Here is a 23,389-nt window from a genome sequence, read left to right on the forward strand (position 1 = left end):
CGGGAAGCGCCCTGCGCCTCCCGCGCTGACCGCTGAAAAAGACTCGGAGAATTCCGTTCATCGCCCAGAAAAACTCCACCGTGAATATCTATTCTAATTCCACTTCTTTATTTGATTTATTCTAAGCTTTATGGATAGAGCGATTGACTGAGTCGCATGCCGGATTTACGGTCGGCTGCATGGTCTCCGACGAAAGCGACCGGCAGGAGCTGATTCTGCAGGTCGCGACCAGGTTGTTCGCCGCCCTCGGCTATGACGGCACCTCGAGCGGCCAGATCGCCGAGGCCGCCGGGCTGGACGCGGCCACCCTGGGCCACCACGTCGGCGGTAAACGGGATCTGTACCTCGCGGTCATGGAGCGCGCCCACCGGACTCACGCGGCCGTCCTGGAGACGGCGGTGAAGGATCTGATGACCGCTCCGCCGGAACAGAAGATCGTCGCCATGCACCGGCTCATCGATCGCTACATCGACTTCTGCGCGGAGAATCCCGAGGTTCCCGCGCTGTGGATGCACCGCTGGCTCTCCGACGCCAGCGACATCACCGAGTTGGAGTCGCAGTACGTCCAGCCGCTGGCCCAGCTCGTCATCGACGCCATAGCCCCGGTGGCGATCGCCGAGGACGTAGACCTGGACTACATGATCAACACGGTGATCTGGTGCATTCACGGCTTCGTCCAGAGTGGAGTGCTCGACAAGGTGGGCAAGCGTCACGGCCCCGACGACCCGCGTGCTCTGCGGCGCTTCCGCGCCCACATGCATCAGATGCTTCACCGCACCCTTGGTCTGCCCGGGAGCCCTCCCTGACCCCTCCCGCCGGAGAAAAAGAGATATCGGGCGGAACGATTCGCCCCCTTCAGACGTCGCAAATACGTGACCTCCTTCGATGACATCGATAACGAGCTGCGCGCCGCCCGCGACCGGGTGCGGCGGCTGGAACAACTGACCCGGCAGCACCAGGCAGTGGTCGCGCAGCTCGACGAGGTCGGGCGGCTCACCGGCGAGTTGGAGGCCCAGCTCGCCAAGGAAGAGCGTGACGTCTCCAGGCTGGAGGGCGGCGGCTTCGCGGCCTTCCTGTCCGGGCTGGCCGGGTCCAAAGAGGAGAAGCTCGCCAGGGAGCGGGCCGAGGCGCAGGCCGTACGGCAGCGCCTGGACGGGCAGCGGACCCGACTCCAATGGCTGCAGACCGACCGGTTCACCGTGGAGAGCGGGCTGGCCGAGATCGGCTCCGCCGCCGAGGAGTTCGCCGCGCTGCTCGAACGCAAAGAGCGTCTGCTGGTCGAGTCGGCCGACGCCAGGGGACGCGAGCTGACCGAGATCGGCCAGCGGCTCGCCGACACCCTCGCCGACCTCCGCGAGCACGAGGAGGCCCGCCAGGCCGGGATCGCCGCCGTCCACGCGGTCGGTCAGGTCATGCGCTGCCTCGGCAACGCCAAAGGCGCCTCCACCTGGGACATGCTGAGCGGCGGCGGCTTCGCGGACATGCTGGAGCACGGCCACCTGCGCAGCGCGGACGAGGCCGCCTGGCACGCCCAGCGTGCCCTGGACGCCTTCTCCCGCGAGCTCGCCGACGTCGGCGTCCAGGCCAACCCGCAGCTGCCCAAGGTGGACACCCGCTGGTTCGCCGACATGTTCTTCGACAACATCATCACCGACGCGATCAAGCACCAGCGGATCGCCCGGACCGGCCAGGCCGTCGCCGACGTCGCCCAGTGGGCGAGCGGCACGGTCGATCACCTGGTCGTCCGCTGCGGTGAGCTCGCACAGCGCCGTGACGCCCTCATCGCCCGTCGCGAGGAGGTCCTCACCGGCTGAGAAGAAGATCCGCCCGGTGGGCTGACGGGACCGGCCAACGGTGGCAAGCTCGGGGCTGAAGACATCGCATCGTCTCGATGGAGGGCAGCATGTCGACGTCCCCTGTGGTCCCGTTCCTTCGTTACCAGGATGCCCCGGCCGCCATCGAATGGCTGGGCAAGGTCTTCGGCTTCCGGGCGGAGCTCACGGCTCCCGGGCCGAAAGGTGGCATCGGACACGCCCGGCTCGTGCTCGGAGACGCGATGATCATGCTGTCCTCGGTCCGTGACAGCGAGCCGTACCTGCGCAGCGCGCTGGACCTGCCGGCGGTCAGCCAGGGGGTGTTCGTCGTGGTGGAGGACCTCGACGCCCACTACGAGCAGGCCGTGGCGAGGGGCGCGGAGATCGTGGTGGAGATCGAGGCCACCCCCGAGGGCGCCAGGGTCTATCTGGCCTTCGACCTGGAAGGTCAGCTCTGGGCCTTCGGGGACGGCTTCGCGGTCAACGACTGACCTCAGTGCTTGTGGTCGTGGCCGTTGTGGTCGTGGTCGTGGCCGTTGTGGTCGTGGTCGTGCTCGTCTTCCTCGTCCGAGGGGCCCTCGGAGGGCTCCACGCCCAGCACGGCCTCACGGGGTTCGATCTGATCGACGTGCTCGATCAGGCCCAGGACGTGGTCCGGCTCGATGAGCCACTGCAGCGCCGTGGCGCCGGTGTCGTCGGCGGAGACCATCTCCGCCTGCTCCCGGCGCTCGTCGTCGTCCAGATCGGCGTCCGGGTGGTTGATCTCCTTCAGTGCGGCGGCCTGGAGCCCGCCGATGTCCTGCACCTCCACGGTCAGCTCAACCGTCAGACGCAGATAGCGTTCAGTGCCCGATTCATCACTCATGGTGGAAATCCTAGTGCCCTCGCGGGGTGAGTCCGGCCTAGGGAAGCTTCCACTCCACCGGAGTTGCGCCCTGCTGCACGAGGAGCTCGTTGGCGCGGCTGAACGGGCGCGAGCCGAAGAAGCCGCTGCGGGCCGACAGGGGGCTCGGGTGGGCCGACTCGATGGCCGGGACGTCGCCGAGCATCGGACGCAGGTTGCGGGCGTCGCGGCCCCACAGTATCGCGACCATCGGCTTGTCGCGCGCGGCGAGCGCCTTGATGGCCTGCTCGGTGACCTCTTCCCAGCCCTTGCCGCGATGCGAGGCGGGCTTGCCCGGCATGACGGTGAGCACCCTGTTGAGCAGCAGCACGCCGTGCTCGGCCCACGGGGTCAGATCGCCGTTGCTCGGCATGGGCAGCCCGAGGTCTTCGGTGAGCTCCTTGTAGATGTTGCGCAGACTTCCCGGGATGGGCCGCACGTCGGCGGCGACCGAGAAGCTCAGGCCGATCGGGTGACCCGGCGTGGGGTAGGGGTCCTGGCCGACGATCAGCACCTTCACCTGGTCGAAAGGCTGCTGAAAGGCGCGGAGCACATGGGGGCCGGAGGGGAGGTACTGCCTGCCCTCCGCGACCTCCTTCCGGAGGAAGTCGCCCATGGCGGCGACCCTATCGGCGACGGGCTCCAGGGCCGTGGCCCACCCGGCTTCCACGACTTCGTTCAAAGGGCGTGCGGACATGGAGAAAACCCTATCGAGCTTTTAGGTCCGGTACGGCTCGCACCCGAAATCTGTGCAAGCCGTACCGGACCTGCCCCTTTATTTCACCGAGCCGGCCATCATGCCCTGGACGAAATACCGCTGGAAGGCGAAGAAGAGCACCAACGGGATGATTAGGGACAGAAAGGCACCCGGTGCCAGGATGTCGACGTTGGTTCCGAACTGCCGCATCTGGGACTGCAGGGCTTTGGTCATCGGCTGGTTCTCGGTGTTGGCGAAGACCAGTGCGACCAGCAGGTCGTTCCAGACCCAGAGGAACTGGAAGATGCCGAGTGAGGCGACCGCGGGCTTGGCCAGCGGGAACACCACGGTCGAGAAGATCTTCCACTCGCCCGCGCCGTCCATCCGCGCCGCTTCGAGCAGCGAGCTGGGGATGCCCGCGAAGAAGTTGCGGAGCAGGAAGATGGCGAAGGGGAGTCCGAAGGCGACGTGGAAGAGCACCACGCCGGCGATGGAGCCGAAGATGCCGATCGTGCCATAGAGCTTCGCGATCGGGATCAGTGCGATCTGGATCGGCACCACCAGCAGGCCGATCACCACCAGGAACAGCGTGTCCCTGCCGGGGAACTCCATCCAGGCGAAGGCGTAGGCCGCCATGGCCGCGATGCCGATCACCAGGAGGGTCGTGGGCACCGTGATGAACACGGTGTTCCAGAACGACGCGGTGAACCCGGTGGCCAGCAGGTCGGAGTAGCTCTTGAGGGTCAGCTCGGCCGGCTTGGTGAGCGCGGTCCACCAGCCGGTGGAGTTGTTGGCCGTCTCCTCGCGGATCGAGACCACGAACAACCCGAGGGTGGGCACCAGCCAGAACACGCCGATCAGCACCAGCACGGCCTGGACCAGGCCGCCGCCGATCCGATCGATGACCCGGCCGACGGCACCGCGGGGCGGTGCGCCGAGGGTGGAGGTCGTCACTGGTTGTCCCTCCTGAACCGGCGGATGTTGATGATCATGAAGGGCAGGACGAGGATCAGCAGGAAGATGGCCAGCGCGCTGCCCAGCCCCTGGTTGCCACCGCCGCCGAAGGAGACCCGCCACATCTCCAGCGCGATCACATTGGCCTGCGGCTGCACCGATCCCGGTGCGATGACGAAGACGAGGTCGAAGACCTTCAGGGTATTGATGATCATCGTGACGAACACGACGAGCAGCACCGGGGAGAGCAGGGGAACGGTGATCTTACGGAACACCTGCCATTCGGTGGCGCCGTCGATGCGGGCCGCCTCCAGCGCGTCGCGCGGGATGGCCGACAGGCCGGCCGCGATCAACACCATGGAGAACCCCGCCCATACCCAGATGAACGCGCCGATGATCGCCGGGGTGATCAGTGTCGGGCCCAGCCAGGCGATCCCGTTGAAGGACGCCTCGAAGTTCGACTGCGGCAGCCGTACCTGGTAGTCGCCCGGGGCGAGCCCCGTGAAGCGGAAGGTGCCGTCGTCCTCGGTGGTGGCGGTCGCCTTGACGGCGCCGTTCTGCACCGCCTCGACCGTCACCCCGGTCAGGCCCTTCTCGGTGCCGTCCACCTGGTTGAGCGCACCGCCGCCGCCCTGGGTGAAGTCCACCCACACGGTTCCGGCCAGCTCGCCGGGGCCGGGCTGGACGGCCTTCGCCGTCGAGGCCGAGGCGAGGGCGTCGGGCTTGACGCCCACCAGCGGGATGAGCACGGCCTGTCCGGGCTTGGCGGCCTGCTTGGTCACCACCGCGCCCTGCTGGGCGGCGACCGGCGCCTGGTCGTTCTCCCTGGGACGGGCGTCCGGGTAGCCGGGGTTGGAGCCGAAGAAGTCGCTCACCGAGGTGATCACGGCGTTGGCCACGCCCCGGTCCGGGTCCTGCTCGTACACCAGGCGGAAGATGACGCCGGAGGCCATCAACGAGACCGCCATCGGCATGAACACGATCAGCTTGAAGGCGGTCGCCCAGCGGATCCGTTCGGTCAGCACGGCGAAGATCAGGCCGACCACGGTGACCAGGGCGGGCGCCACCACGACCCAGATCAGGTTGTTCCTGATCGTGGTGAGGGTGGAGGAGTCGCTGAAGATCGTCCCGTAGTTGTCGACCCCGACGAAGGTGTCGCCGGTGGCGTCGTAGAGGCTCCGGAAGAGCGAGTAGACGATCGGGTAGATCACCATCGAGCCGAGCAGGATCGCGCCCGGCAGCAGGAACCAGATCGCCAGCGTCGGCGGCGGTCCGAGCCGGGAGGCGGCACCCGTCGCCGCTGCCGGAGCGGCGGGTCCGGCGCTCTCCCGGGTGGGGGAGCCGTCCGTTTCGGCGGTGGTCTCCGCGACCGGAGCCGGGGAGGCGGTGGTCTCCGCGACCGGAGCCGGGGAGGCGGTGGTCTCCGCGACCGAAGCCGGGGAGGGGGGAGGGGGCTTGTCACTCAGGTCGAGGGAGGCCCCGGAAGCGTCATTCGGTCCGGAGGAGGAACCGCGGGCGGCGTCGCCGCCGCCGCGCGGACCCTGCGGGCCGTCTAACCGGTCGGTCACGGCCGCTCTCCTTTACTTCCAGGCCTTCTTGGCCTCGGCCTCGAGCTTGGACTGGATGTCCTTGATGCTGGAGGGGTCGCGCACGAAGTCCTGCAGGAGCTTCCACTCACCCTTGCCGTCGGTGCCGCCGAAGGCGCTGGGCGCGAGGTCGGACATGTCGTAGCGGACGGCGTCGCCGGCGGAGATGATCGTCTGGGCGAGCTTCTTGGTCAGCTCGCTCGGGTAGTTGTCGGGCGAGACGTTGCGGTTGGGCGACAGGTAACCGGGGAGCTTGGCCCAGACCTCGCCGCCTTCCTTGGAGGCGAGGAACTCCAGCAGCGCCATCGCGCCCTTGGAGTCCTTCAGCGCCACCGCGATGTCGCCGCCCAGCACGACCGGCTCGGTGTCACCGGCCTTCGGGAACGGGAAGTACTTGGCCTCCTCGCCGAGCTTCGCGCCGGACTCCTCGGCGGTGGTGCCCACGAAGTCCGCCTCGATGACCATCGCCGACTTGTCCTGGCCGTAGACCTGGGTTACGCAGGTCGGGAAGTCGGTCTGCAGGGCGCCGGCGGGGCCGCCGAGCAGGAACTCCTTCTTGCCGACGAGCTGGCCGATCTTCTCCAGGGCGGTGGTCACGCTGGGGTCGGTCCACGGGATCTCGTGCTTGGAGAGCTTGGTGTAGTTCTCCGGACCGGCGCTGGACAGGTAGACGTTCTCGAACAGGTCGGTCAGGGTCCAGCCGGACGCACCGCACAGGGAGAAGGGCGAGGTGCCGGAGTCGGCGACCGCCTGGGCGGTCTTGACCAGGTCGTCCCAGGTGGCCGGCTGCTGCGCCCCGGCGTCCTGGAAGGCCTTGTCGCGGTACCAGATGAGCGACTTGTGGGCCGCCTTCACCAGCACGCCGTAGGCCTGCCCGTCGGCGGAGCCGAGCTCCTTCCAGTACGGGGTGTAGTTGTCGTCGACCTGCTTGAGCACCTCGGGGGAGAGGGGCTTGAGCGCCTTCTGGTCGGCGTACTGCTTGACCAGGCCCGGCTGGGGCAGGACCGCGATGTCGGGCGGGTTGCCGCCCTGGATGCGCGGGCCGAGGTAGGCGCCGGTGTCCTCACCGGTGGAGGCGTAGGTGACCTTGGCGCCGGTCTTGGCCTCGAAGGCCTTGAGCACTTCCTGGAAGTTGGTCTGCTCGGGGCCGGTCCACTTGGCGGCGACCTCGATGGTCACGCCTTCGAGGGTCTTGGCGGCGGGAGCGGAGGCGGAGGAGCCGTCGGTCGCGGCGGGGGAGGCGGCCGTGTCGGACGACTGACCGCCGCATGCGGCGAGCGCGAGCGCCAGACCGGCCGTCGTCACTGTCGCGAGGGATTTACGCATGCTGAACAAACCTCCTGTGCTGTCAGAGCTCCCGGGATTCGACTGGGGACGGGGCTGACAGCTCAATGCGGACTTGAGGATGGGGATGACGCTCGGTTCGGACCGGGGGTGGGGATGACCCCCGATTCGGACCGGGAGTGGGGATGACGGCCTCGCCGAGGGGATCGCCCCCGGTTCACTGAGCCCGGATGATCTCGTTGAGTTGACCCTTCATGGAGGCGACGACATCCTCGCCGGTCTCCTTGAAAGGCGGTGTGAGCGCGTTGGAGACCGCACTGGCGATCACCAGGCTCACCTGGTTGTAGTTGGCACTGGTCGGCCTCGGCCGAGCGGAGAGGATGCTCTGCTTGAGAACCGGCAGGTAGGGGAAACGCTTGATCAGGCCGGGTTCGTCGTACAGCTCGGCCCACACGGGTGGGAACGAGCCGTTGACGAGCACCCGCCGCTGGTTCTCCAGGCCGGTGAAGTAGCGGATGAACTCCACCGCCGACTTCTGCCGCTTGGAGTAGGCGCTGAGCGCGAGGTTGACCCCGCCCAGCGAGCTGGAACCCGGACCGTTCAGTCCGGGAAGCCGGGTGACACCGAATTTCTTGGCGACCGCCGAGGTGGTGGCCGGGCCGTAGGCGTGCGGCCAGTTGCGGGCGAAGGCCAGCCGGCCCTCCTGGAAGGCCAGCCGCGACTCCTCCTCCTTGTAGGAGAGGGACTCCTGCGGGATCCATCCCTCGCGGAATCCACCGACGAGAAAGTCGAGGCCGGTCTTCGCCTTGGCCACGTCCATGGTGACCTGCGTGCCGTCCCGGTTGAGAATCTGGCCGCCCGCCGACTGCACCGCTTCGGCGAAGTTGACGGTCAGCCCCTCGTAGGCGAGGAACTGGCCCGCGTAACCGCCGATGCCGTACTTGTCGTGCAGCGCGCGTGCCTGCTCGCGCAGCTCCGCCCAGGTTTTGGGTGGCTTGAAGCCCTGCTTGGCGAGCAGGTCCTTGCGATAGTAGAGCAGCCCGGCGTTGCTGGTGTAGGGCACCGCCCAGAGCTTGTCCTTGTAGATGGCGGTGTCCACCACCGGCGGCAGGAACCGGTCCAGCGGGAACATGCCACGCTCGAGTGGCAGGATCCAGCCGGCGTCGGCGAACTCCGCCGTCCAGACCACGTCGAGGCCGAGCACGTCATAGCGGTCGCTCTTGGCCTGCAGGTTGGCCACCATCTGCGCGCGCTGCTCGTCGGCCGCCTCGGGGAGTTCGAGCAGGGTGGCCCGCTCCCCGGGGTGGGCCTGGTTCCACCGGTCGAGCAGCGGTTGCAGGTAACCGGTCGTGTCGCGTCCCGTCACGAGAGTGAAGGGACCGGTCCCGCCGAACCGCTCCGCCTTCTGCGCGACCGCCGCCGAGCATCCCGCCGTGACCAGCACGGCGAGCGCGACGGGGAGCAGACGGCGCATCGGTTGCCTCCAGGTTTCGGAGCGGTTACATACGTGTTAGGTAGATGCATGCATGTTATGCACAGCGCTAATGTGGACGTCAACGGATAGACACATAACGCTCACGTAACGAGCACTCCGAGGAGGTGGGGCGTGAGGCTGTCGCTGTTAGCGCTCCTCGCGAAAGAACCTGCCCACGGATACGAGCTGAAACAGGCGCTGGAGCAGATCTTCGGCAGTGCCTACCCGTCGCCGAACATAGGGCAGATCTACGTCACGCTCAGCCGTCTGGAGAAGGACGGACTCGTGCGGGCCGTGGATGTGGAGCAGTCCAACCGGCCGAACAAGAAGGTGTACTATCTGACCGCCAAGGGCCGGGATCTCCTTGACGTGTGGGTCGACGAGCCCACCGAGGGGCCGAGGGTCCGGGACGAGTTCTTCATGAAACTCGTGCTGGCTCCCATGACCGGCATCGCGGACCGGATGGTACTGATCAACCGTCAGCGCCGTCACTACCTCGCGCTCATGCGCGACCTCAACGAACTGGCCGAGCGGACCGACCGGGGGGATCGCGTCGCGCTCCTGCTGATAGAGGGAGCCATGCTGCACCTGCAGGCCGACCTCGACTGGCTCGAACGCTGTCAGGAGGACCTGTCGTGAGCCCATCCCCGCCCCCCATCGTCAACACGGTGAATCTCGTGAAGATCTACCAGAACGGCGGCGTGCCGGTGCCCGCCGTACGAGGGGTGGACCTCAAGGTCGAGGCGGGACAGTTCGTCGCGGTCATGGGGCCGTCAGGGTCGGGCAAGTCCACCCTGGTGCACATGATCGGCGGCCTGGACACCCGCACCAGCGGTGAGATCTGGCTGGACGGCAAGCGGGCCGACACCCTGAGCGAGAGCGCCTGGGCGCTGCTGCGCCGACAGAAGATCGGCTTCGTCTTCCAGTTCTTCAACCTGGTGGCCAACATGACCGTGGCCGACAACGTCGAGCTGCCCGCGCTGCTGGCCGGCGCCTCCCCGCGCGAGGCCCGTGAGCGCCGGGAGTACCTCCTCGGGGAGCTCGGCCTGACCGACCGCGCCGACGCCGCCCCCGCCCAGCTCGCCGGCGGCGAGCAGCAGCGGGTCGCGCTGGCCCGCGCGCTGGCCAACAAGCCGAGCCTGCTGCTGGCCGACGAACCCACCGGCAACCTCGACAGCCGTAACACCCGCGACGTGCTGCGCCTGCTCGGCGAGGTTCACCGCGACGGCCAGACCGTCATCCTGGTCACCCACGACGCCCGGGTGGCCAGCCTGGCCGACCGCGTGGTCTCCCTGCTGGACGGCGAGATCGTCGATGACGGCGCCGTCGGAGCGGGCCGCCGCCGGCCCAGGGCCACCGCGGGCGACGTCGTCGAACTGAGGGGATAGCCGATGCGCGCCCTTGCCTTCCCCACTGCCTTCCCCACCGTTTCCTTCACCGTCCGCCCCGCCGTTTCCCCCACCGCTTTCCGCGGCCGGACTTCCCGCGTTCTCCGCCCGCGCGCGACGGCGGGACGGCGGCAGAGGCCGGGATCGCGGACGTGAGCACCGCCAGGGCCTCGGCCAGATGGATCCGGGCCGACCTGAAGGCTCGACGCGGGCAGGCGTTGCTGACGGTGCTCGCGGTGGCGGGGATCGTCACCGCGCTCATCACCTCCGCGACGCTGCTGGAGGACGGGACCAACCCGTGGCGGGGGTTGTTCACCGAGTCCAGGGGCGCGCACGTGTGGATCCACACCAAGGACGCCCCCGACGTCACCGCGCTGTCGCGGCTGCACGGCGTGGTCCAGGTGGCCGGGCCGTACCGGACGGCACCCGTGATGCTCACGATGGACGGCAAGAAGTCGCCGGTGGCGCTGCGGGGCATGCAGGCCGAACCGCCCTCCGTGGCCGCGCCGCTGGTCCGCGAAGGGCGGTGGCTGCGCTCCGGCGACGTCGACGGCGTGGTCGTCGAGCGCTCCTTCGCCAAGGCGCTCGACCTGCGGGTGGGCGATCCCTTCACCGTCACCGCGCTCAGCGGCGCCTCCCACCCTCTGATCGTGGTCGGCCTGGCCGACACCGCCGACCAGGGCTTCTACCCCGAGTGGACGCCCGGCCTGGCCTGGACCCTGACCCCCACCCTGGCCAGGGTGGAGCCCGCGCTCGGCCGCAGCGAGTCGGTCACCGGTCTGCGGCTGGCCGACGGGGAGGACACGCTGCCGGTCGTGCACGGCGCGGTCACCATGCTGGCCGGACAGATCCAGCGCATGTCCACCTGGCGTGAGGTCCGTGCCTCCATGGAGCTGGACAACCGGCTCCTGGGCCTGCTGCTGGCGCTGTTCGGCATCACCGGCCTGGTCGCCGCCGCGCTGGCCATCGCCAACGTGGTGGGCGGCCGTGTGCTCACCCAGACCCGCGACATCGCCACCCTGAAATCCCTCGGCTACACCCGGAGTCAGGTCTTCGGCCTGCTCATGGCCGAGCACGGCGCGCTCGGCCTGCTCGGCATCGCCATCGGGCTGGTCTGCGGTCAGATCGCCGCCTCGTTCGCGCTGGACGGCATGCCGATCCTGCCGCTCTCGCCGATCCCGCTGCTGTCGATCGCCGGCGGCACCGCCGCGGTGGTCCTCATCGCGGTGGCCCTGCCCGCCTGGCGTGGCGGACGCACGCCGCCGATTCCCGCCGCGCCCGCCGCGCCACCGAAGGGCCATCTGTCGCGGCTGGCCCGGCTCGCTCTCCTCGTACGGCTGCCGCCCGCCCTGGTGCTGGGCACCCGCGACGCCTTCACCCGGCGTGTCCCCGCGTTCCTGAGCATTTTCGGCGTCGCCGTCCCGATGATGATGATCACGATCGGTCTCGGCTGCTGGGCCACCCTGGACGACTTCCTGCGCCACCCCGAGCAGGTCGGCCAGGCGGCGGCGCTCACCGTCCTGCCCGACAAGCTCCCCGCCGAGGACGCCGCACGCATCGCCAAGGCCGATCCTGACGTGCTGGCCGTCTACCCGGGCAGCGAGGTGTCCGCGCTGGAGCCGGAGCAGACCAGGAGCGTGCTGGCCCGGGCCGTGGGCACCTCCGCCCAGCCGTACCCCTTCTCGGTGGTGGAAGGGCGGATGTTCACCGGCCGCGGCGAGGCCGTCGCCGGACAGGGGCTGCTCGACCTGCTGGGAGTGAAGATCGGCGACCGGGTCCGGATGACGGTGGGTGGCACGCCCCTCATCGTGCACATCGTGGGCCGGGTGGTCGAGCCCGACCAGGACGGCGAGGTGCTCTCCCTCGGGCTGGACAGCCTGGCCGCCAAGGACGCGGTGCCGCCGCAGTTCTACCGCCTCGTGCTGAGGCCGGGAGCCGACCCGGGCACGGTCCGGGCCCGCCTGCTGGCCGCCTCGAACGAGGAGCTGGAGGTGCACCGGGTGGTCAACCCGGCGGAGCGGCTCTCGATCATCCGTTTGGTGATCGTGGGACTGATCGTGGTGCTCTCGCTGCTCGGCCTGGCCAACCTGCTGACCGCCAGTGCTCTCGGCCTACGCGATCACGCGCTGGACCTGGCGGTGCTCAAGGCCATGGGCCTCACTCCCCGGCAGGTGGCCGCCACCCTGGTCACCGGCACCGGACTGCTCGTCGTGCTGGGCGTGGTCGCGGGCACCGCGGCAGGCGCCTCGCTGGTCGGCGGGCTGATCGACCTGCAGGGCCACACCAGCGGCGTCGGCGCGGGCATCGGCCGCACCCCCTCGGCCCTGACGCTGATCTTCGCGGTGCTGATCGCGGTGGGGGCGGCCCTGCTGGTGACGTTGATACCGGCCCGCCGGGCCGTGCGAGCCCAGGTCCCGGTCACCGCAAGATAGGTCCCGGCGACCGCAGGGTGGGCTCAGGTCTCGACGGCCGCGAGGTAGAGGAGTGGGCCTCACGCGCGGGCACCGCCGGGCCGCCGACGCACGACGGTGCGGCACGGCAGAGCCGTGCCGCACCGTCGTGGGCGATCAGTGGGTGTTGATGGAGAACCAGTAGAAGCCGTGACCCGGCAGGGTCAGCAGGTACGGCAGGGTGCCGATCTGCGGGAACGGCACGCCGCCCCGGGCCTCGACCGGCGTCATGCCCTCGAAGCGGCGCAGGTCCAGCTCGACCGGCTGCGGATACTTCGACAGGTTGTTGACGCACAGCATCACGTCGTCGCCGTCCTCGCGGATGAAGGACAGCACCGCCGGGTTGCCGGACCACAGCTCGCTGTAGATGCCGGTGCCGAAGACCGGGTGGCTGCGGCGGATCTCCAGCATCTTCCTGGTGAAGTGCAGCAGGGACGCCGGGTTCTTCTGCTGGGCCTCCACGTTGACCGCCTGGAAGCCGTAGATCGGGTCCATGACGGCCGGGAGGTAGAGGCGGCCCGGGTCGGCCGTGGAGAAGCCGGCGTTGCGGTCCGGGCTCCACTGCATCGGGGTGCGGACCGCGTCACGGTCCTCCAGCCAGATGTTGTCGCCCATGCCGATCTCGTCGCCGTAGTACATGACCGGCGAGCCGGGAAGGGACAGCAGCAGCGCGGTGAACAGCTCGATCTGGTCCCGGTCGTTCTCCAGCAGCGGGGCCAGGCGGCGCCGGATGCCCAGGTAGGCCCGCATGCGCGGGTCCTTGGCATACTCGGCGTGCATGTAGTCGCGCTCCTCTTCGGTGACCGTCTCCAGGGTCAGCTCGTCGTGGTTGCGCAGGAAGATGCCCCACTGTGCGCTGTCCGGGAGCTTCGGCGTCCGCGACATGATCTCGGAGATCGGCTCGCGGCTGCCCCGCCGTACGGCCATGAAGATGCGCGGCATGAGCGGGAAGTGGAAGGCCATGTGGCACTCGTCGCCGCCCACCGCCGGGTCACCGAAGTACTCCACCACGTCCTCGGGCCAGCCGTTGGCCTCGGCCAGCAGCACCCGGTCCGGGTAGAGGCGGTCCACCTCGGCGCGGACCTTCTTCAGGTACGCGTGGGTCTCGGGCAGGCCGGAGCAGTCGGTGCCCTCGCGCTCGAAGAGGTAGGGCACGGCGTCCAGGCGGAAGCCGTCGATGCCCAGGTCCAGCCAGAAGCGCAGGACCTCCAGCATGGCCTCCTGGACCGCCGGGTTGTCGTAGTTCAGGTCCGGCTGGTGGTGGAAGAAGCGGTGCCAGTAGTACTGCTTGCGGACCGGGTCGTAGGTCCAGTTCGACTCTTCCGCGCCGATGAAGATGATCGGCGCGTCGGGGTATCCGGTGGGGTCGTCGGACCAGACGTAGAAGTCGCCGTAGGGGCCCTCGGGGTCGTGCCGCGAGGCCTGGAACCACGGATGCTTGTCGCTGGTGTGGTTCATCACCAGGTCGGTGATGATGCGCAGGCCTCGCTCGTGAGCCGACTCGATGAGCTGGATGAAGTCGCTGAGGTCACCGAAGTCCGGCAGGATCTTCATGTAGTCGGAGATGTCGTAGCCGCCGTCACGCAGTGGCGACTCGTACAGCGGAAGCAGCCACAGGCAGTCCACGCCGAGCCACTTGACGTAGTCCAGCTTGTCGATCAGGCCGCGCAGGTCTCCCGTGCCGTCCCCGTTGGAGTCCTTGAACCCCCGGACCAGCACCTCATAGAAAACCGCCCGCTTGTACCACTGTGGATCCGCCGAGACGAAGTCTTCGGCGACAGGCTCCAGGAAGGGGGATGGGGTCATCGTGTTCTCGCTCACGGTGAGAAAGGGCAGGACGAAGTCACCGGATAGTCCGGCTGATGATGTTTGGTGACCGCGCTGGCGGGAGCCGTCATCCCCACGTGCTCCATGCCCTCGGCAGACCGAATTTGTGATTCGGGGCTGTCCGTTGTGGCGCTTTCTGGGCCGAAGACTACCAGCCGTTCGGGCGAGCCGGAGCCCCCGAACGACCCGTAACGTTCGTGCGCCACGGAATCCCCGTGAGCATCGCGCCGCGCACCCGTAATCGTGTTGTCGCTCAACGTCTATTTCGTGAGGCACGTCACACGCGGTTGCGCTGACCTCGGCATATACCCGGTGGACGCAACGCCACGGCCGACCGCCCGAATTCGGTCACCGCCGGCGGCCCGGCGTTCGCGGCGGGGGCGGCCGGGTCGTCTCCCCTGAACCACGGACCCGCCCAACGGCCCTACCTGCCCATACGGTATGGACCTGCCCGCTTCCTGCTGGACCGTCCGATCCCGAGCGCGCGGTCACGGGCTCATGTCATGGGTTCCAGGGGGAGGTGCGGGTGAGCTTCCGGTGGTCCATGTGACGAGCCTGTGAGGTGACGTGGATTTCCCCGGCCGGTCGTCGTCATAGAAGACGGCCGCCAGGCCGGGGGACGGTGTATGGATTCGAACCGCCGTCAATCTCCCAGGTCGGCGATCTCGACGACGGTGGGTCCTCCGGGCAGGTCCTGGATGACGTCCTTCCATCGCGCGTAGTCGGCTGTCAGGATGGGGCAACGGTGAAGCAGGGCCTCCGTCACGGCATGGGCGTCCCACGAGGTGACGCAGGCCTCTACCTCGACCAGAACCTGCCCGATCTCGACGCCATCCTTGAAGTCGTTCACGGCTGGCACGCTGGCCGAGTCCAGGCGGCACAGGCCGCTGATGACAGCCAGTTGATCCTGGTTTCCGCCCAACTCGACCGTCGCGCCGGTGACGGTCATGGCAGGAATGATCAGTGGCTTGCCGTCCGCGTCGAATCGCTGGATCAAGTTGATGATCCCGACATCGCCGCGAGCGCACTCGGTGAGCACGGACACATCCAGGACGAGGGCCTGCTTGACGTCATCCTCCATTGAGGATCTCGATCAGTCGCTGGGCGCGGCGCTTGGCCTTCTCGACCTCTTCGGGGTTCTGCTGGGCCTTCTCCACTGCGGCCTTCCACGCGGCGTCGGCACGACGGTCGATGGCGATCTGCCGCTCCAGCGCTGCGTTCAGATAGGCCGAGACCGATTTGGCGCGTCCTCGACTGACCTGCTCCTGCACGTAGGCGAGAAGATCTTCTTCCAGTGTCGCGGTAACCGGCTTGGTGCTCATATGAGCATCATATGTTATGGTCACGCTTCGCAACAGTAGCGTCACGCTCTCGTGTTTGTCAGGGAAAAAGTCGAACCCGGCCCGCGGACGCTCACGTGGAGCCCGGGGCCGAGCAGGCGGGTCAAGCCCAGGGCGGGGTGAGGGTGGGCAGGCGGTCCTCGTAGTCGCCCAGCCAGGCTCCGAACAGCACCAGGCTCCGCACCCAGAACCGGTCGTTCCACCCGTTGAACCGCGCCAGGGCGTCCGGCCCCTCGGCGACCACGTCGTGAAGAGGCTCCGACAGCAGCGAGGGGACGGCGCCCGCGACCCGGGTCAGCATCCGGTGGCCGTACTCCCGCGCGGGGGCGGCGGCCGAGCGCAGCGGTACCCGCTGGAGCGGCTGCTTGACCACGTTGGTGGAGGGCAGCGCGGCGACGCGCGGGTTGGCCGTGTGCAGGACCTCCCGGTAGAACCGGCCCTTGTCCTTGCGGGCCACGCCCACCGACAGCGCGGCGTCGAAGAAGTCCGGGTGCATGAACGGCGCCGCGAACGACACCTCGGGCCCGACCAGGTTGACCGGGGAACGGGCGATGCCCCGGGCGGTCCGGGTGTGCAGGACCGACAGCGGCAACTCGGCCCGGTGCCCGTTGAGCATCGAGGTCGACTGGGCGAAGGCCGTCTCGACCGAGGAGGTGATCCAGGCGGACGCCTCCTCTGACAGGAACGGCACCGACGGGGTGCTCAGGGCCAGCGAGCCGAGCAGCGCCGCCTTGCGCTCCGCCTGCGAGGAGGCCTCCAGCGCGGCCCCGCTGACCATGAAGTTCTTCAGCAGCGGGCCTCCGGCCAGGCCGTCGACCAGGGTCCGGCCGGCCTTGTGCACCTCGCGGGCGAAGGGGGTGTACCAGGCGTGGTGCGGGGTGAGGAACTCCAGCCGGCGGGCGACGGCCAGCGCGTCGCCGGGATAGGCGGAGGCGTCCTGGGTGATCACGCGGTGCCGTACGCCGAGCTCGCTGGTGATCGCGCGGGCGAAGGCGATGTCGGTGTCGGTGCCGTCGTCCGGGCTCGTCGTCCACGACTCCACGTCGGCGCCCCGCGCGACCGCGACCGAGCACAGCAGCCGCGAGTCGTAGCCGCCGCTGACCGGCACGAGCAGCGGACGTCCGTCGAACTCCTTGTAGACCTCGTGCAGGATCTCCAGGATCTCCCCGGCCGTCCGCCCCGCCTCGAACGGCTCCTCACGCAGCCACCGGGGCATCCTGCGCTCGGTCGAGATCCGTCCCGACGCCCGGTCGAAGACCAGCGCGCCGGCTCCGGCCAGCCGCTTGACCTGGACGTAAGGAGTGTCGTCACGCAGCGGGAAGGTCAGCTGGATGATCGAGGCCCAGGCGTCCCAGTTGATCTCGTACGGCGTGCGCGCGAGGGCCAGCAGCGGCTCCAGCAGCGAGGAGAAGTAGACCGCCCCGTCCTGGAACAGGTAATAGACGTCCACCAGGCCGAGCCCACCGGTGTGCAGCACGATCCGGTCCCCGTCGTCGATCAGGCCGGGGGTCTCGAACTCCTCCGCCACATTGATCCACGGTGCTCTCCCGGCCGGCCGGCGCTCCCCCCAGGCGAACGCCCAGGTCCGCTCGTCCCGCTGGTAGGGGGGCAGGGGCGAGGAGCTGAACAGCGCCGCCTCGGGCGTCCGCAGCGCGGGCCTCACCCGCGGCCCGGCCTCCCGCAGCGTCTCCAGGACGGCCTCGTCGAGGTGGCCGACGCCGCCGCAGACGTACGGCCTCACATTGAACGTCGGCCACTGCACCGTGCTGACTCCTCTGTGTCGCGATTGACCAAAGGGTATCCTTTCGCCCGGCTCAGGAATCGGAGGACGACGTGGCGGGCGAGCAACTCGAAAGCACACGGTTGGCGTTGCGGGAGGCCGTGGCCCAAGCGGAACGGGCCGCCGAACTGGCCCGATTGCTCGACGCGGCGCAGGCGAGGATCGCCGAGGCGGAGCGTGCCACGGCCGAACTCCGCGGGGTCCAGGAACGCCTGAGCGAGGCCGAGGAACGGCTTGAGGAGGCGCAGGCGGCCGAGGAGAAACTCCGCGGTGATCTGGCCGAGCAGCGTTACCAGGCCGAGGTCGCCAAGTGGAAGCTGTCGTCGGTGCAGGTGGCGCGCTGGGCCCGGATCGGTGACGCGATCAAGACGGGCAAGAGCAACCCGGTGCGGCTGGCGCGCGGCCTGCGCGGAGCCGCCAGGCCCGCCAAGCGGCCGGCCGCCCCCAAGCGCCAGCCCGTCGCGCGTCGCGGCGCCGACAGGTCGCCGGCCCCCGCCGCGTCCTTCCAGGCCACCACGTCCACCAGGACCATCGGCGGCACGTCGGTCAGGTTGAAGCCCTTCCGCGTCCCGACCGGCCCGAACACCCGCCCGCACCTGACCGTGGCCGTCGTCGCCGAGCCGCACGCCGAGGCGCTGCTGCGCTACGAGTGGCGGCAGAGCACCGGCTTCACGCCCAGGGACTTCGCCCGGGTCCTGGCCGCCGAGATCCCGCACCTGCTGCTGGTCGAGTCGGTCACCGAGGGGCCGTGGGCCCAGGAGCTGCGCGAGCCGGGCGAGGGGCTGGAGGCGCTGCTGTCCTGGTGCGCGGAGCGGGGCATCCGTACGGTCTTCTGGCACACCCGCGGCGATGTCGACCGCTTCGCGGCCGCCGCCGGGGCGTTCGAGCACATCGTCACCGCGCTGCCCGGATCCGTGGCCGCCTGGGGCGCCGCCCTGGCGTCGCGGGAGCCGAGCCCCGGCCGCCGGTCGCCCTCGCTGGGCCTGCTGCCCTTCGCCGTCCAGCCGCGCGTGCACAATCCGTTGCCGCTGGCCGGGGACCGGTTCGACCGGGTGCTCACCCTGGAGGAGCTGCTCCCGGCGCACCTGTCGTATCCGGACGTGCTCACCTCCTACCGCTGGCCCCGGGCCGTCCACTGCCCGCCGGGCACGGAGGCCTGGCGGCTGGCCGAGCTGGCCGCCTGCGGCACGCCGATCTCGCCGGCGCGCCCCTCCGGCCCCGCGGCGGCTCCCGGGGGAGTCTCGTCCTCGGGTCCGGCCGACGCCGAGGACGACGCTCGCCGGGCGCACGCGGCGCTCCGCCAGGCCTACGCCTCCGGCACGATGAGCGAGAAGGTGGACGAGCTGCTGGAGACGGTCGGCCTGCCCAGCGCCCGAGCCACCCTGAACATCTCGGTGATCATGATCGATCGGGGTGACCTCGACCACACCCTGGCCCAGGTCGCCCCGCAGAAGGGCGTCGTCCAGCTGGTGTTGCTGTCGGACGCCCCGGACGCCGCGGCGCGGGCCCGCGCCGCGATGCCCGACCGGGTGGACGTCGTGGTCCGTCCCGCCGATCCCGGGCTCACCACCGGCGGCATGCTCGACCGCGCCCTCGACCTGTGCCAGGGCGACCTGGTGGCGGTCATGGACGCCCGGGACGTGTACGGCGAGCACTACCTGACCGACCTCGCCCGCGCGTTCCTGTTCACCACGGCCGACATCGTCGGCAAGGCGGCCTTCTACGCCCACCTGCGCGACGCCGCCGCCACGGTGTTGCGCCAGCCGGCGGCCGAATACTCCTACCTTCCCGAGGTCGCCGGCGCCACCCTGCTGGCCCGCCGGGCCGTTCTGCGCGGCATCGGCTTCGCCGACGTCTCCGAGGGATGGGGCGAGGTGCTGATGCGCCAGTGCCGTACGGACGGGGTCAAGGTCTTCTCCGCCGACCGGTTCGGTTACATCTGTCTGCGTGACCACGACGCCGGGCTCCTCGGCTCGGCACGGCTCGTCGACTACGGCCCGCCCGCCCCGCACGTCCTGGTCTGAAGCCGGTCCGAGGCTGGTCTAGGCTGCCGGGCGTGACGCCAGGTCAGCTCGGCGAGGTTCTGGGCCTGCCGCCGGTTCCGACGGGGACGTGGGCCGAGGAGGCCCGCTACGTCTCGCCGGCCGCGCTGCGCCGGCGGGAGGCCCCCGAGGAGATGGCGGCGCGGCTGCGCGCGCTGCCGGGGATAGCGGACGTCCGGGTGCGGGGCGACGGGTTTCTGGAGATCGTGGTGGCCGTGCCGGGGGAGCTCGTCTCGGAGATCGGCCCGGCCGCCGCGCCGGTCGCGGGGGCGTCACCGTGGACCGACTTCCCCAGGACGTGGGACAACCCCGGATTCGTGGTGAGATACGCGCACGTGCGGGCGGTCGCCGTACAGCGCTGGGCGGCGGTGCTGGGCGTCGGCGGGCGGTTTCGGCCGGAGCTGCTCGCGGGCCGGTGGGACCGGGCGGTCCTGCGGTCGCTGGCCGAGGTGCACGGCAGGCGGGTCAGCCGGGAGCCCGGTTGGGCGGCCTACGTCGAGCGGCTCGCCCTGGCCTACCACGACGCGTTCGAGCTGGCCCCCGCGCTGCCGAAGGGAGACGAGCGGCCGTCGGCCCTGCACGCCGCCCGGGTACGGCAGGCCCGGGCCGTGCGGGACGTGCTGTCCGAGGGGCTCGGGGCGCTGGGCGAGACGGCGCCCGACAGGCTGTGACGGGCAGGAGGGGCCGGGCGTCCTGAGGGTCAGATCGTCATAAAACGTAAAATTATGTGGCCGAAGTTATTAATGCCATGAAAAATTCGCGTATTTCCGGTTGATCGTGTCTCGCCACGTGGGCACTCGTCCCACGGGGATCACCGGGTCCGATAGCCTCGATCGGGTGAGTCGATTCGCCCACCCCGCCGGTGACCGGCACGCCGAAGTGCTGCCCGAGGAGCGCCCTCCGCACGCACCTGCCGACCTGAACACGCTCGACCCGACGATCTGGCCGCGAACGTCGAACCGCGTCGACGGCTCGATCACGATCGGCGGCGCGGACGTCAGGGACCTGGTCAAAGAGCACGGCACCCCGCTCTACGTGGTGGATGAGGAAGACTTCCGCTCCCGGTGCCGCGACTACCGCGAGGCGTTCGCCGGCGGTGAGGTCCACTACGCCGGGAAGGCGTTCCTGTGCCGCGAGGTCGCTCGCTGGATCATGCAGGAAGGCCTCGGCCTCGACGTGTGCAGCGCGGGCGAGCTCGCCGTCGCGCTGAGCGTCGGGTTCCCGCCCGAGCGGATCACGCTGCACGGCAACAACAAGTCGCTCGCCGAGCTGGAGAAGGCCGTCGAGGTCGGAGTCGGCCACATCGTGGCCGACTCCTTCGAGGAGATCGCCCGGCTGGGTTTCCTCGCCGACAAGCACGGCAGGCGCCCCCAGGTCATGATCCGGGTGACCGTGGGCGTGGAGGCGCACACCCACGAGTTCATCGCCACCGCCCACGACGACCAGAAGTTCGGCTTCTCGCTGAGCGGCGGCGCCGCGGCCGAGGCGGCCCGGCGCATCCTCGCACTGCCCCAGCTCCACCTCGTCGGCCTGCACTCCCACATCGGCTCCCAGATCACCGACACCGCCGGTTTCGAGGTGGCCGCGCGCCGCCTGGCCACGCTGATGGTGCAGATCAAGGAGGAGCACGGTGTCGTGCTGCCGGAGCTCGACCTCGGCGGCGGCTACGGCATCCCCTACGTCGAGGGCGACACCGCGCCCGACGTGAAGGAGATCGCCGACAGCCTGCGGGAGATCGTCGCGAAGGTGGCCGAGTCCGCGGGCCTGCCGGTGCCCAAGCTCACCGTCGAGCCGGGCCGGGCGATCGCCGGGCTCGCGGGCGTGACGCTCTACGAGGTCGGCACGATCAAGGACGTCGAGGGGCTGCGGACCTATGTCAGCGTCGACGGCGGCATGAGCGACAACATCCGCACCGCCCTCTACGGCGCCGAGTACACCGCGCGCCTGGCCTCGCGCGAGAGCGCCTCGGGGCCGATGCTCTCGCGCCTGGTGGGCAAGCACTGCGAGAGCGGCGACATAGTCGTCCGCGACCTGTGGCTGCCACGGGACCTGGCCACCGGTGACCTGATCGCCGTCGCCGGCACCGGCGCCTACTGCCGCTCGCTCGCCAACAACTACAACTACCTTCCCAAGCCCGCCGTGGTCGCGGTCAAGGACGGAGTGTCCCGTGTGATCGTCCGCCGGGAGACCGAGGACGACCTGCTGAGAGGCCAGCTGTGACATCTCGAGCCCACAGTGGCGAAAGAAGCCGGCCGATGGCGATGACCGCCGTTCCCCTCCGGTCCAAAAACCGGAACAAGAAGGAGAGTTCGGACAGATGGCACTGAAAGTCGCTCTCCTCGGGTGCGGTGTCGTCGGCTCACAGGTGATCCGGCTGCTGCACGAGCAGGCCGACGACCTCGCCGCCCGCATCGGAGCCCCGCTGGAGCTCGCCGGTGTCGCCGTGCGCCGGCTGGGCCGTAAACGGGACGCCGGCGTGGATCCGGCCCTGCTCACCACCGATGCCGAGGCCCTGGTCACCCGCGACGACATCGACATCGTCGTGGAGGTGATCGGCGGCATCGAGCCCGCCAGATCGCTCATCCTGGCCGCGATGAACAGCGGCAAGTCGGTCGTCACGGCCAACAAGGCGCTGCTCGCCGAGGACGGCGCGACCATCCACGGCGCGGCCAAGGGCAACAACGCCGACCTCTACTTCGAGGCGGCCGTCGCGGGCGCGATCCCGCTCATCCGGCCGCTGCGCGAGTCCCTGGCCGGTGACCACGTGCACCGCGTGCTCGGCATCGTCAACGGCACCACCAACTACATCCTCGACAAGATGGACTCCAGCGGCGCGTCGTTCTCCGACGCGCTGGAGGAGGCCCAGGCCCTGGGCTACGCCGAGGCCGACCCCACGGCCGACGTGGAGGGCTTCGACGCCGCCGCCAAGGCCGCGATCCTCGCCGGGATCGCCTTCCACAGCCGCGTGACGGCCGCCGACGTGCACCGCGAAGGCATCACGGAGATCACCGCCACCGACGTGGCCAGCGCCAAGGCGATGGGTTACGTCATCAAGCTGCTGGCGATCTGCGCCCGTTCCGAGGACGGCCGCTCCTTCGGGGTCCGGGTGCATCCCGCGATGATCCCCAGGACACACCCGCTGGCCGGGGTCCGCGAGGCCTACAACGCGGTCTTCGTCGAGGCGCAGTCGGCCGGTCAGCTGATGTTCTACGGCGCCGGCGCGGGCGGCGCCCCCACGGCGAGCGCGGTGCTGGGCGACATCGTGGCCGTGGCCCGCAACCTCCTGGCCGGCACCCGGGGCCCAGAGGAGTCCACCTACGCCGACCTGGCCGTACACCCCATGGGCGAGACCGTCACGCGTTACCACGTCTCCCTGGACGTCGCCGACAAGCCTGGTGTGCTGGCCCGGGTGGCCGACATGTTCGCCAAGCAGGACGTGTCCATCCAGACCGTCCGCCAGGAGGGCCACGGCGACGAAGCCCAGCTCGTCCTGGTCACGCACCGCGCCACGGACGCGGCGCTGTCGGCCACCATCGAAGGCCTGCGTGAGATGGACATCGTCCGCGACGTGGTGAGCGTCATGCGGGTCGAGGGCGAGGACGCCTCGTAGGGTCCGTCCACGGTCCCGTTCTCGTGCGCGAGGACGCCTCGTCGGTCCGTTCACCGGCCTCGGGGCGTCCCGCGGTCCTTCCGGCACGCGAGGACCTCTCGTGGGGTCCGCTGACCGGTCCGGGCGCCTTCCGGCATGAGGCGCCCCGGGACCGGCCCCGAAGGGATCCCGGGCGGGGTGCGGCCACCGGCCCTTCCGGTAAAGGGCGCGCGAGGTGCCGAGTCGGCTTATATGGTGCTTTCCAGTTCTTCTGCTCTGTC

At 69.6% G+C, this 23,389-nt stretch carries 20 protein-coding genes; 10 read left to right on the forward strand and 10 right to left on the reverse strand.

The features are described from left to right. Positions 1-179: 179 nt before the first annotated feature. The 3 genes from ACQPYK_RS09030 to ACQPYK_RS09040 all read left to right on the forward strand — a co-directional run bounded on the left by ACQPYK_RS09030 (position 180) and on the right by ACQPYK_RS09040 (position 2,305). A complete protein-coding gene (locus ACQPYK_RS09030; RefSeq protein ID WP_433253092.1) occupies positions 180-806 on the forward strand; it encodes a TetR/AcrR family transcriptional regulator in 627 nt (208 codons plus the stop codon). Between the two features lie 66 nt (positions 807-872). After that, a complete protein-coding gene (locus ACQPYK_RS09035; RefSeq protein ID WP_433253094.1) occupies positions 873-1,814 on the forward strand; it encodes a hypothetical protein in 942 nt (313 codons plus the stop codon). Positions 1,815-1,903: 89 nt separating this feature from the next. Next, a complete protein-coding gene (locus tag ACQPYK_RS09040) occupies positions 1,904-2,305 on the forward strand; it encodes a VOC family protein (RefSeq protein WP_433253096.1) in 402 nt (133 codons plus the stop codon). Between the two features lie 2 nt (positions 2,306-2,307). Here the strand turns inward: ACQPYK_RS09040 and ACQPYK_RS09045 are convergent, their stop codons facing one another. The 6 genes from ACQPYK_RS09045 to ACQPYK_RS09070 all read right to left on the reverse strand — a co-directional run bounded on the left by ACQPYK_RS09045 (position 2,308) and on the right by ACQPYK_RS09070 (position 8,692). Continuing rightward, a complete protein-coding gene (locus tag ACQPYK_RS09045) occupies positions 2,308-2,679 on the reverse strand; it encodes a hypothetical protein (protein WP_433253098.1) in 372 nt (123 codons plus the stop codon). A gap of 37 nt (positions 2,680-2,716) precedes the next feature. After that, on the reverse strand, positions 2,717-3,394 hold the full coding sequence (locus ACQPYK_RS09050) for a uracil-DNA glycosylase (RefSeq protein WP_433253100.1): 678 nt from the start codon (positions 3,392-3,394) through the stop codon (positions 2,717-2,719). Between the two features lie 78 nt (positions 3,395-3,472). Continuing rightward, positions 3,473-4,348: a carbohydrate ABC transporter permease gene (locus ACQPYK_RS09055; protein WP_433253102.1), complete on the reverse strand. Its 876-nt coding sequence runs from the start codon at positions 4,346-4,348 to the stop codon at positions 3,473-3,475. After that, positions 4,345-5,916 carry an ABC transporter permease subunit gene (locus tag ACQPYK_RS09060; RefSeq protein ID WP_433253104.1) on the reverse strand — a complete coding sequence of 524 codons (1,572 nt, stop codon included), beginning with the start codon at positions 5,914-5,916 and terminating at the stop codon, positions 4,345-4,347. The genes ACQPYK_RS09055 and ACQPYK_RS09060 overlap by 4 nt, the downstream gene beginning before the upstream one ends. 12 nt (positions 5,917-5,928) lie before the next feature. Next, positions 5,929-7,260, reverse strand: coding sequence for an ABC transporter substrate-binding protein (locus ACQPYK_RS09065; RefSeq protein ID WP_433253106.1), 1,332 nt, complete (start codon positions 7,258-7,260; stop codon positions 5,929-5,931). A gap of 175 nt (positions 7,261-7,435) precedes the next feature. Beyond that, on the reverse strand, positions 7,436-8,692 hold the full coding sequence (locus tag ACQPYK_RS09070; RefSeq protein ID WP_433253108.1) for an ABC transporter substrate-binding protein: 1,257 nt from the start codon (positions 8,690-8,692) through the stop codon (positions 7,436-7,438). Positions 8,693-8,824: 132 nt separating this feature from the next. Here ACQPYK_RS09070 and ACQPYK_RS09075 point away from each other — a divergent pair, with 132 nt between their 5' ends. From ACQPYK_RS09075 to ACQPYK_RS09085, 3 genes are all read left to right on the forward strand, one after another. Beyond that, positions 8,825-9,331 carry a PadR family transcriptional regulator gene (locus ACQPYK_RS09075; RefSeq protein ID WP_433253109.1) on the forward strand — a complete coding sequence of 169 codons (507 nt, stop codon included), beginning with the start codon at positions 8,825-8,827 and terminating at the stop codon, positions 9,329-9,331. Between the two features lie 29 nt (positions 9,332-9,360). After that, positions 9,361-10,080, forward strand: a complete 720-nt coding sequence (locus ACQPYK_RS09080; protein WP_433253111.1) for an ABC transporter ATP-binding protein — start codon at positions 9,361-9,363, stop codon at positions 10,078-10,080. Between the two features lie 152 nt (positions 10,081-10,232). Continuing rightward, positions 10,233-12,512, forward strand: a complete 2,280-nt coding sequence (locus ACQPYK_RS09085; protein ID WP_433253113.1) for an FtsX-like permease family protein — start codon at positions 10,233-10,235, stop codon at positions 12,510-12,512. A gap of 135 nt (positions 12,513-12,647) precedes the next feature. Here the strand turns inward: ACQPYK_RS09085 and treS are convergent, their stop codons facing one another. The 4 genes from treS to ACQPYK_RS09105 form a co-directional block, all read right to left on the reverse strand. Next, a complete protein-coding gene (gene treS, locus ACQPYK_RS09090) occupies positions 12,648-14,336 on the reverse strand; it encodes a maltose alpha-D-glucosyltransferase (protein ID WP_433258738.1) in 1,689 nt (562 codons plus the stop codon). A 664-nt stretch (positions 14,337-15,000) separates the two neighbouring features. Then, positions 15,001-15,402 carry a hypothetical protein gene (locus ACQPYK_RS09095; RefSeq protein WP_433253115.1) on the reverse strand — a complete coding sequence of 134 codons (402 nt, stop codon included), beginning with the start codon at positions 15,400-15,402 and terminating at the stop codon, positions 15,001-15,003. A 25-nt stretch (positions 15,403-15,427) separates the two neighbouring features. Continuing rightward, positions 15,428-15,679, reverse strand: coding sequence for a hypothetical protein (locus tag ACQPYK_RS09100; protein WP_433253117.1), 252 nt, complete (start codon positions 15,677-15,679; stop codon positions 15,428-15,430). A gap of 121 nt (positions 15,680-15,800) precedes the next feature. Further along, positions 15,801-17,459 (reverse strand): asparagine synthetase B family protein, encoded by a 1,659-nt coding sequence (locus ACQPYK_RS09105; protein ID WP_433253119.1) that lies wholly within the window; start codon positions 17,457-17,459, stop codon positions 15,801-15,803. A gap of 71 nt (positions 17,460-17,530) precedes the next feature. On the opposite strand from ACQPYK_RS09105, the gene ACQPYK_RS09110 reads away from it, so the two are divergent. The 4 genes from ACQPYK_RS09110 (at position 17,531) to ACQPYK_RS09125 (ending at position 23,129) form a co-directional block, all read left to right on the forward strand. After that, positions 17,531-19,501 carry a glycosyltransferase gene (locus ACQPYK_RS09110; protein WP_433253121.1) on the forward strand — a complete coding sequence of 657 codons (1,971 nt, stop codon included), beginning with the start codon at positions 17,531-17,533 and terminating at the stop codon, positions 19,499-19,501. A gap of 32 nt (positions 19,502-19,533) precedes the next feature. Next, complete coding sequence (locus ACQPYK_RS09115; protein WP_433253123.1) at positions 19,534-20,190, forward strand: anticodon-binding protein; 657 nt, start codon at positions 19,534-19,536, stop codon at positions 20,188-20,190. 166 nt (positions 20,191-20,356) lie between these two features. Beyond that, on the forward strand, positions 20,357-21,739 hold the full coding sequence (gene lysA / locus ACQPYK_RS09120; RefSeq protein WP_433253125.1) for a diaminopimelate decarboxylase: 1,383 nt from the start codon (positions 20,357-20,359) through the stop codon (positions 21,737-21,739). Positions 21,740-21,836: 97 nt separating this feature from the next. Continuing rightward, positions 21,837-23,129, forward strand: a complete 1,293-nt coding sequence (locus ACQPYK_RS09125; protein ID WP_433253127.1) for a homoserine dehydrogenase — start codon at positions 21,837-21,839, stop codon at positions 23,127-23,129. The last annotated feature ends 260 nt before the right edge of the window (positions 23,130-23,389 follow it).

The organism is Streptosporangium sp. CA-135522 (assembly GCF_050949235.1).
Classification (GTDB): domain Bacteria; phylum Actinomycetota; class Actinomycetes; order Streptosporangiales; family Streptosporangiaceae; genus Streptosporangium.

Excerpts from the sequence above, each read along its gene's own strand:
- ACQPYK_RS09030 (WP_433253092.1), top strand. The coding sequence starts at position 180 with ATGGTCTCCGACGAAAGCGACCGGCAGGAGCTGATTCTGCAGGTCGCG.
- ACQPYK_RS09040 (WP_433253096.1), top strand. The coding sequence starts at position 1,904 with ATGTCGACGTCCCCTGTGGTCCCGTTCCTTCGTTACCAGGATGCCCCG.
- ACQPYK_RS09045 (WP_433253098.1), bottom strand. The coding sequence starts at position 2,679 with ATGAGTGATGAATCGGGCACTGAACGCTATCTGCGTCTGACGGTTGAG.
- ACQPYK_RS09050 (WP_433253100.1), bottom strand. The coding sequence starts at position 3,394 with ATGTCCGCACGCCCTTTGAACGAAGTCGTGGAAGCCGGGTGGGCCACG.
- ACQPYK_RS09065 (WP_433253106.1), bottom strand. The coding sequence starts at position 7,260 with ATGCGTAAATCCCTCGCGACAGTGACGACGGCCGGTCTGGCGCTCGCG.
- ACQPYK_RS09070 (WP_433253108.1), bottom strand. The coding sequence starts at position 8,692 with ATGCGCCGTCTGCTCCCCGTCGCGCTCGCCGTGCTGGTCACGGCGGGA.
- treS (WP_433258738.1), bottom strand. The coding sequence starts at position 14,336 with ATGACCCCATCCCCCTTCCTGGAGCCTGTCGCCGAAGACTTCGTCTCG.
- ACQPYK_RS09100 (WP_433253117.1), bottom strand. The coding sequence starts at position 15,679 with ATGAGCACCAAGCCGGTTACCGCGACACTGGAAGAAGATCTTCTCGCC.
- ACQPYK_RS09125 (WP_433253127.1), top strand. The coding sequence starts at position 21,837 with ATGGCACTGAAAGTCGCTCTCCTCGGGTGCGGTGTCGTCGGCTCACAG.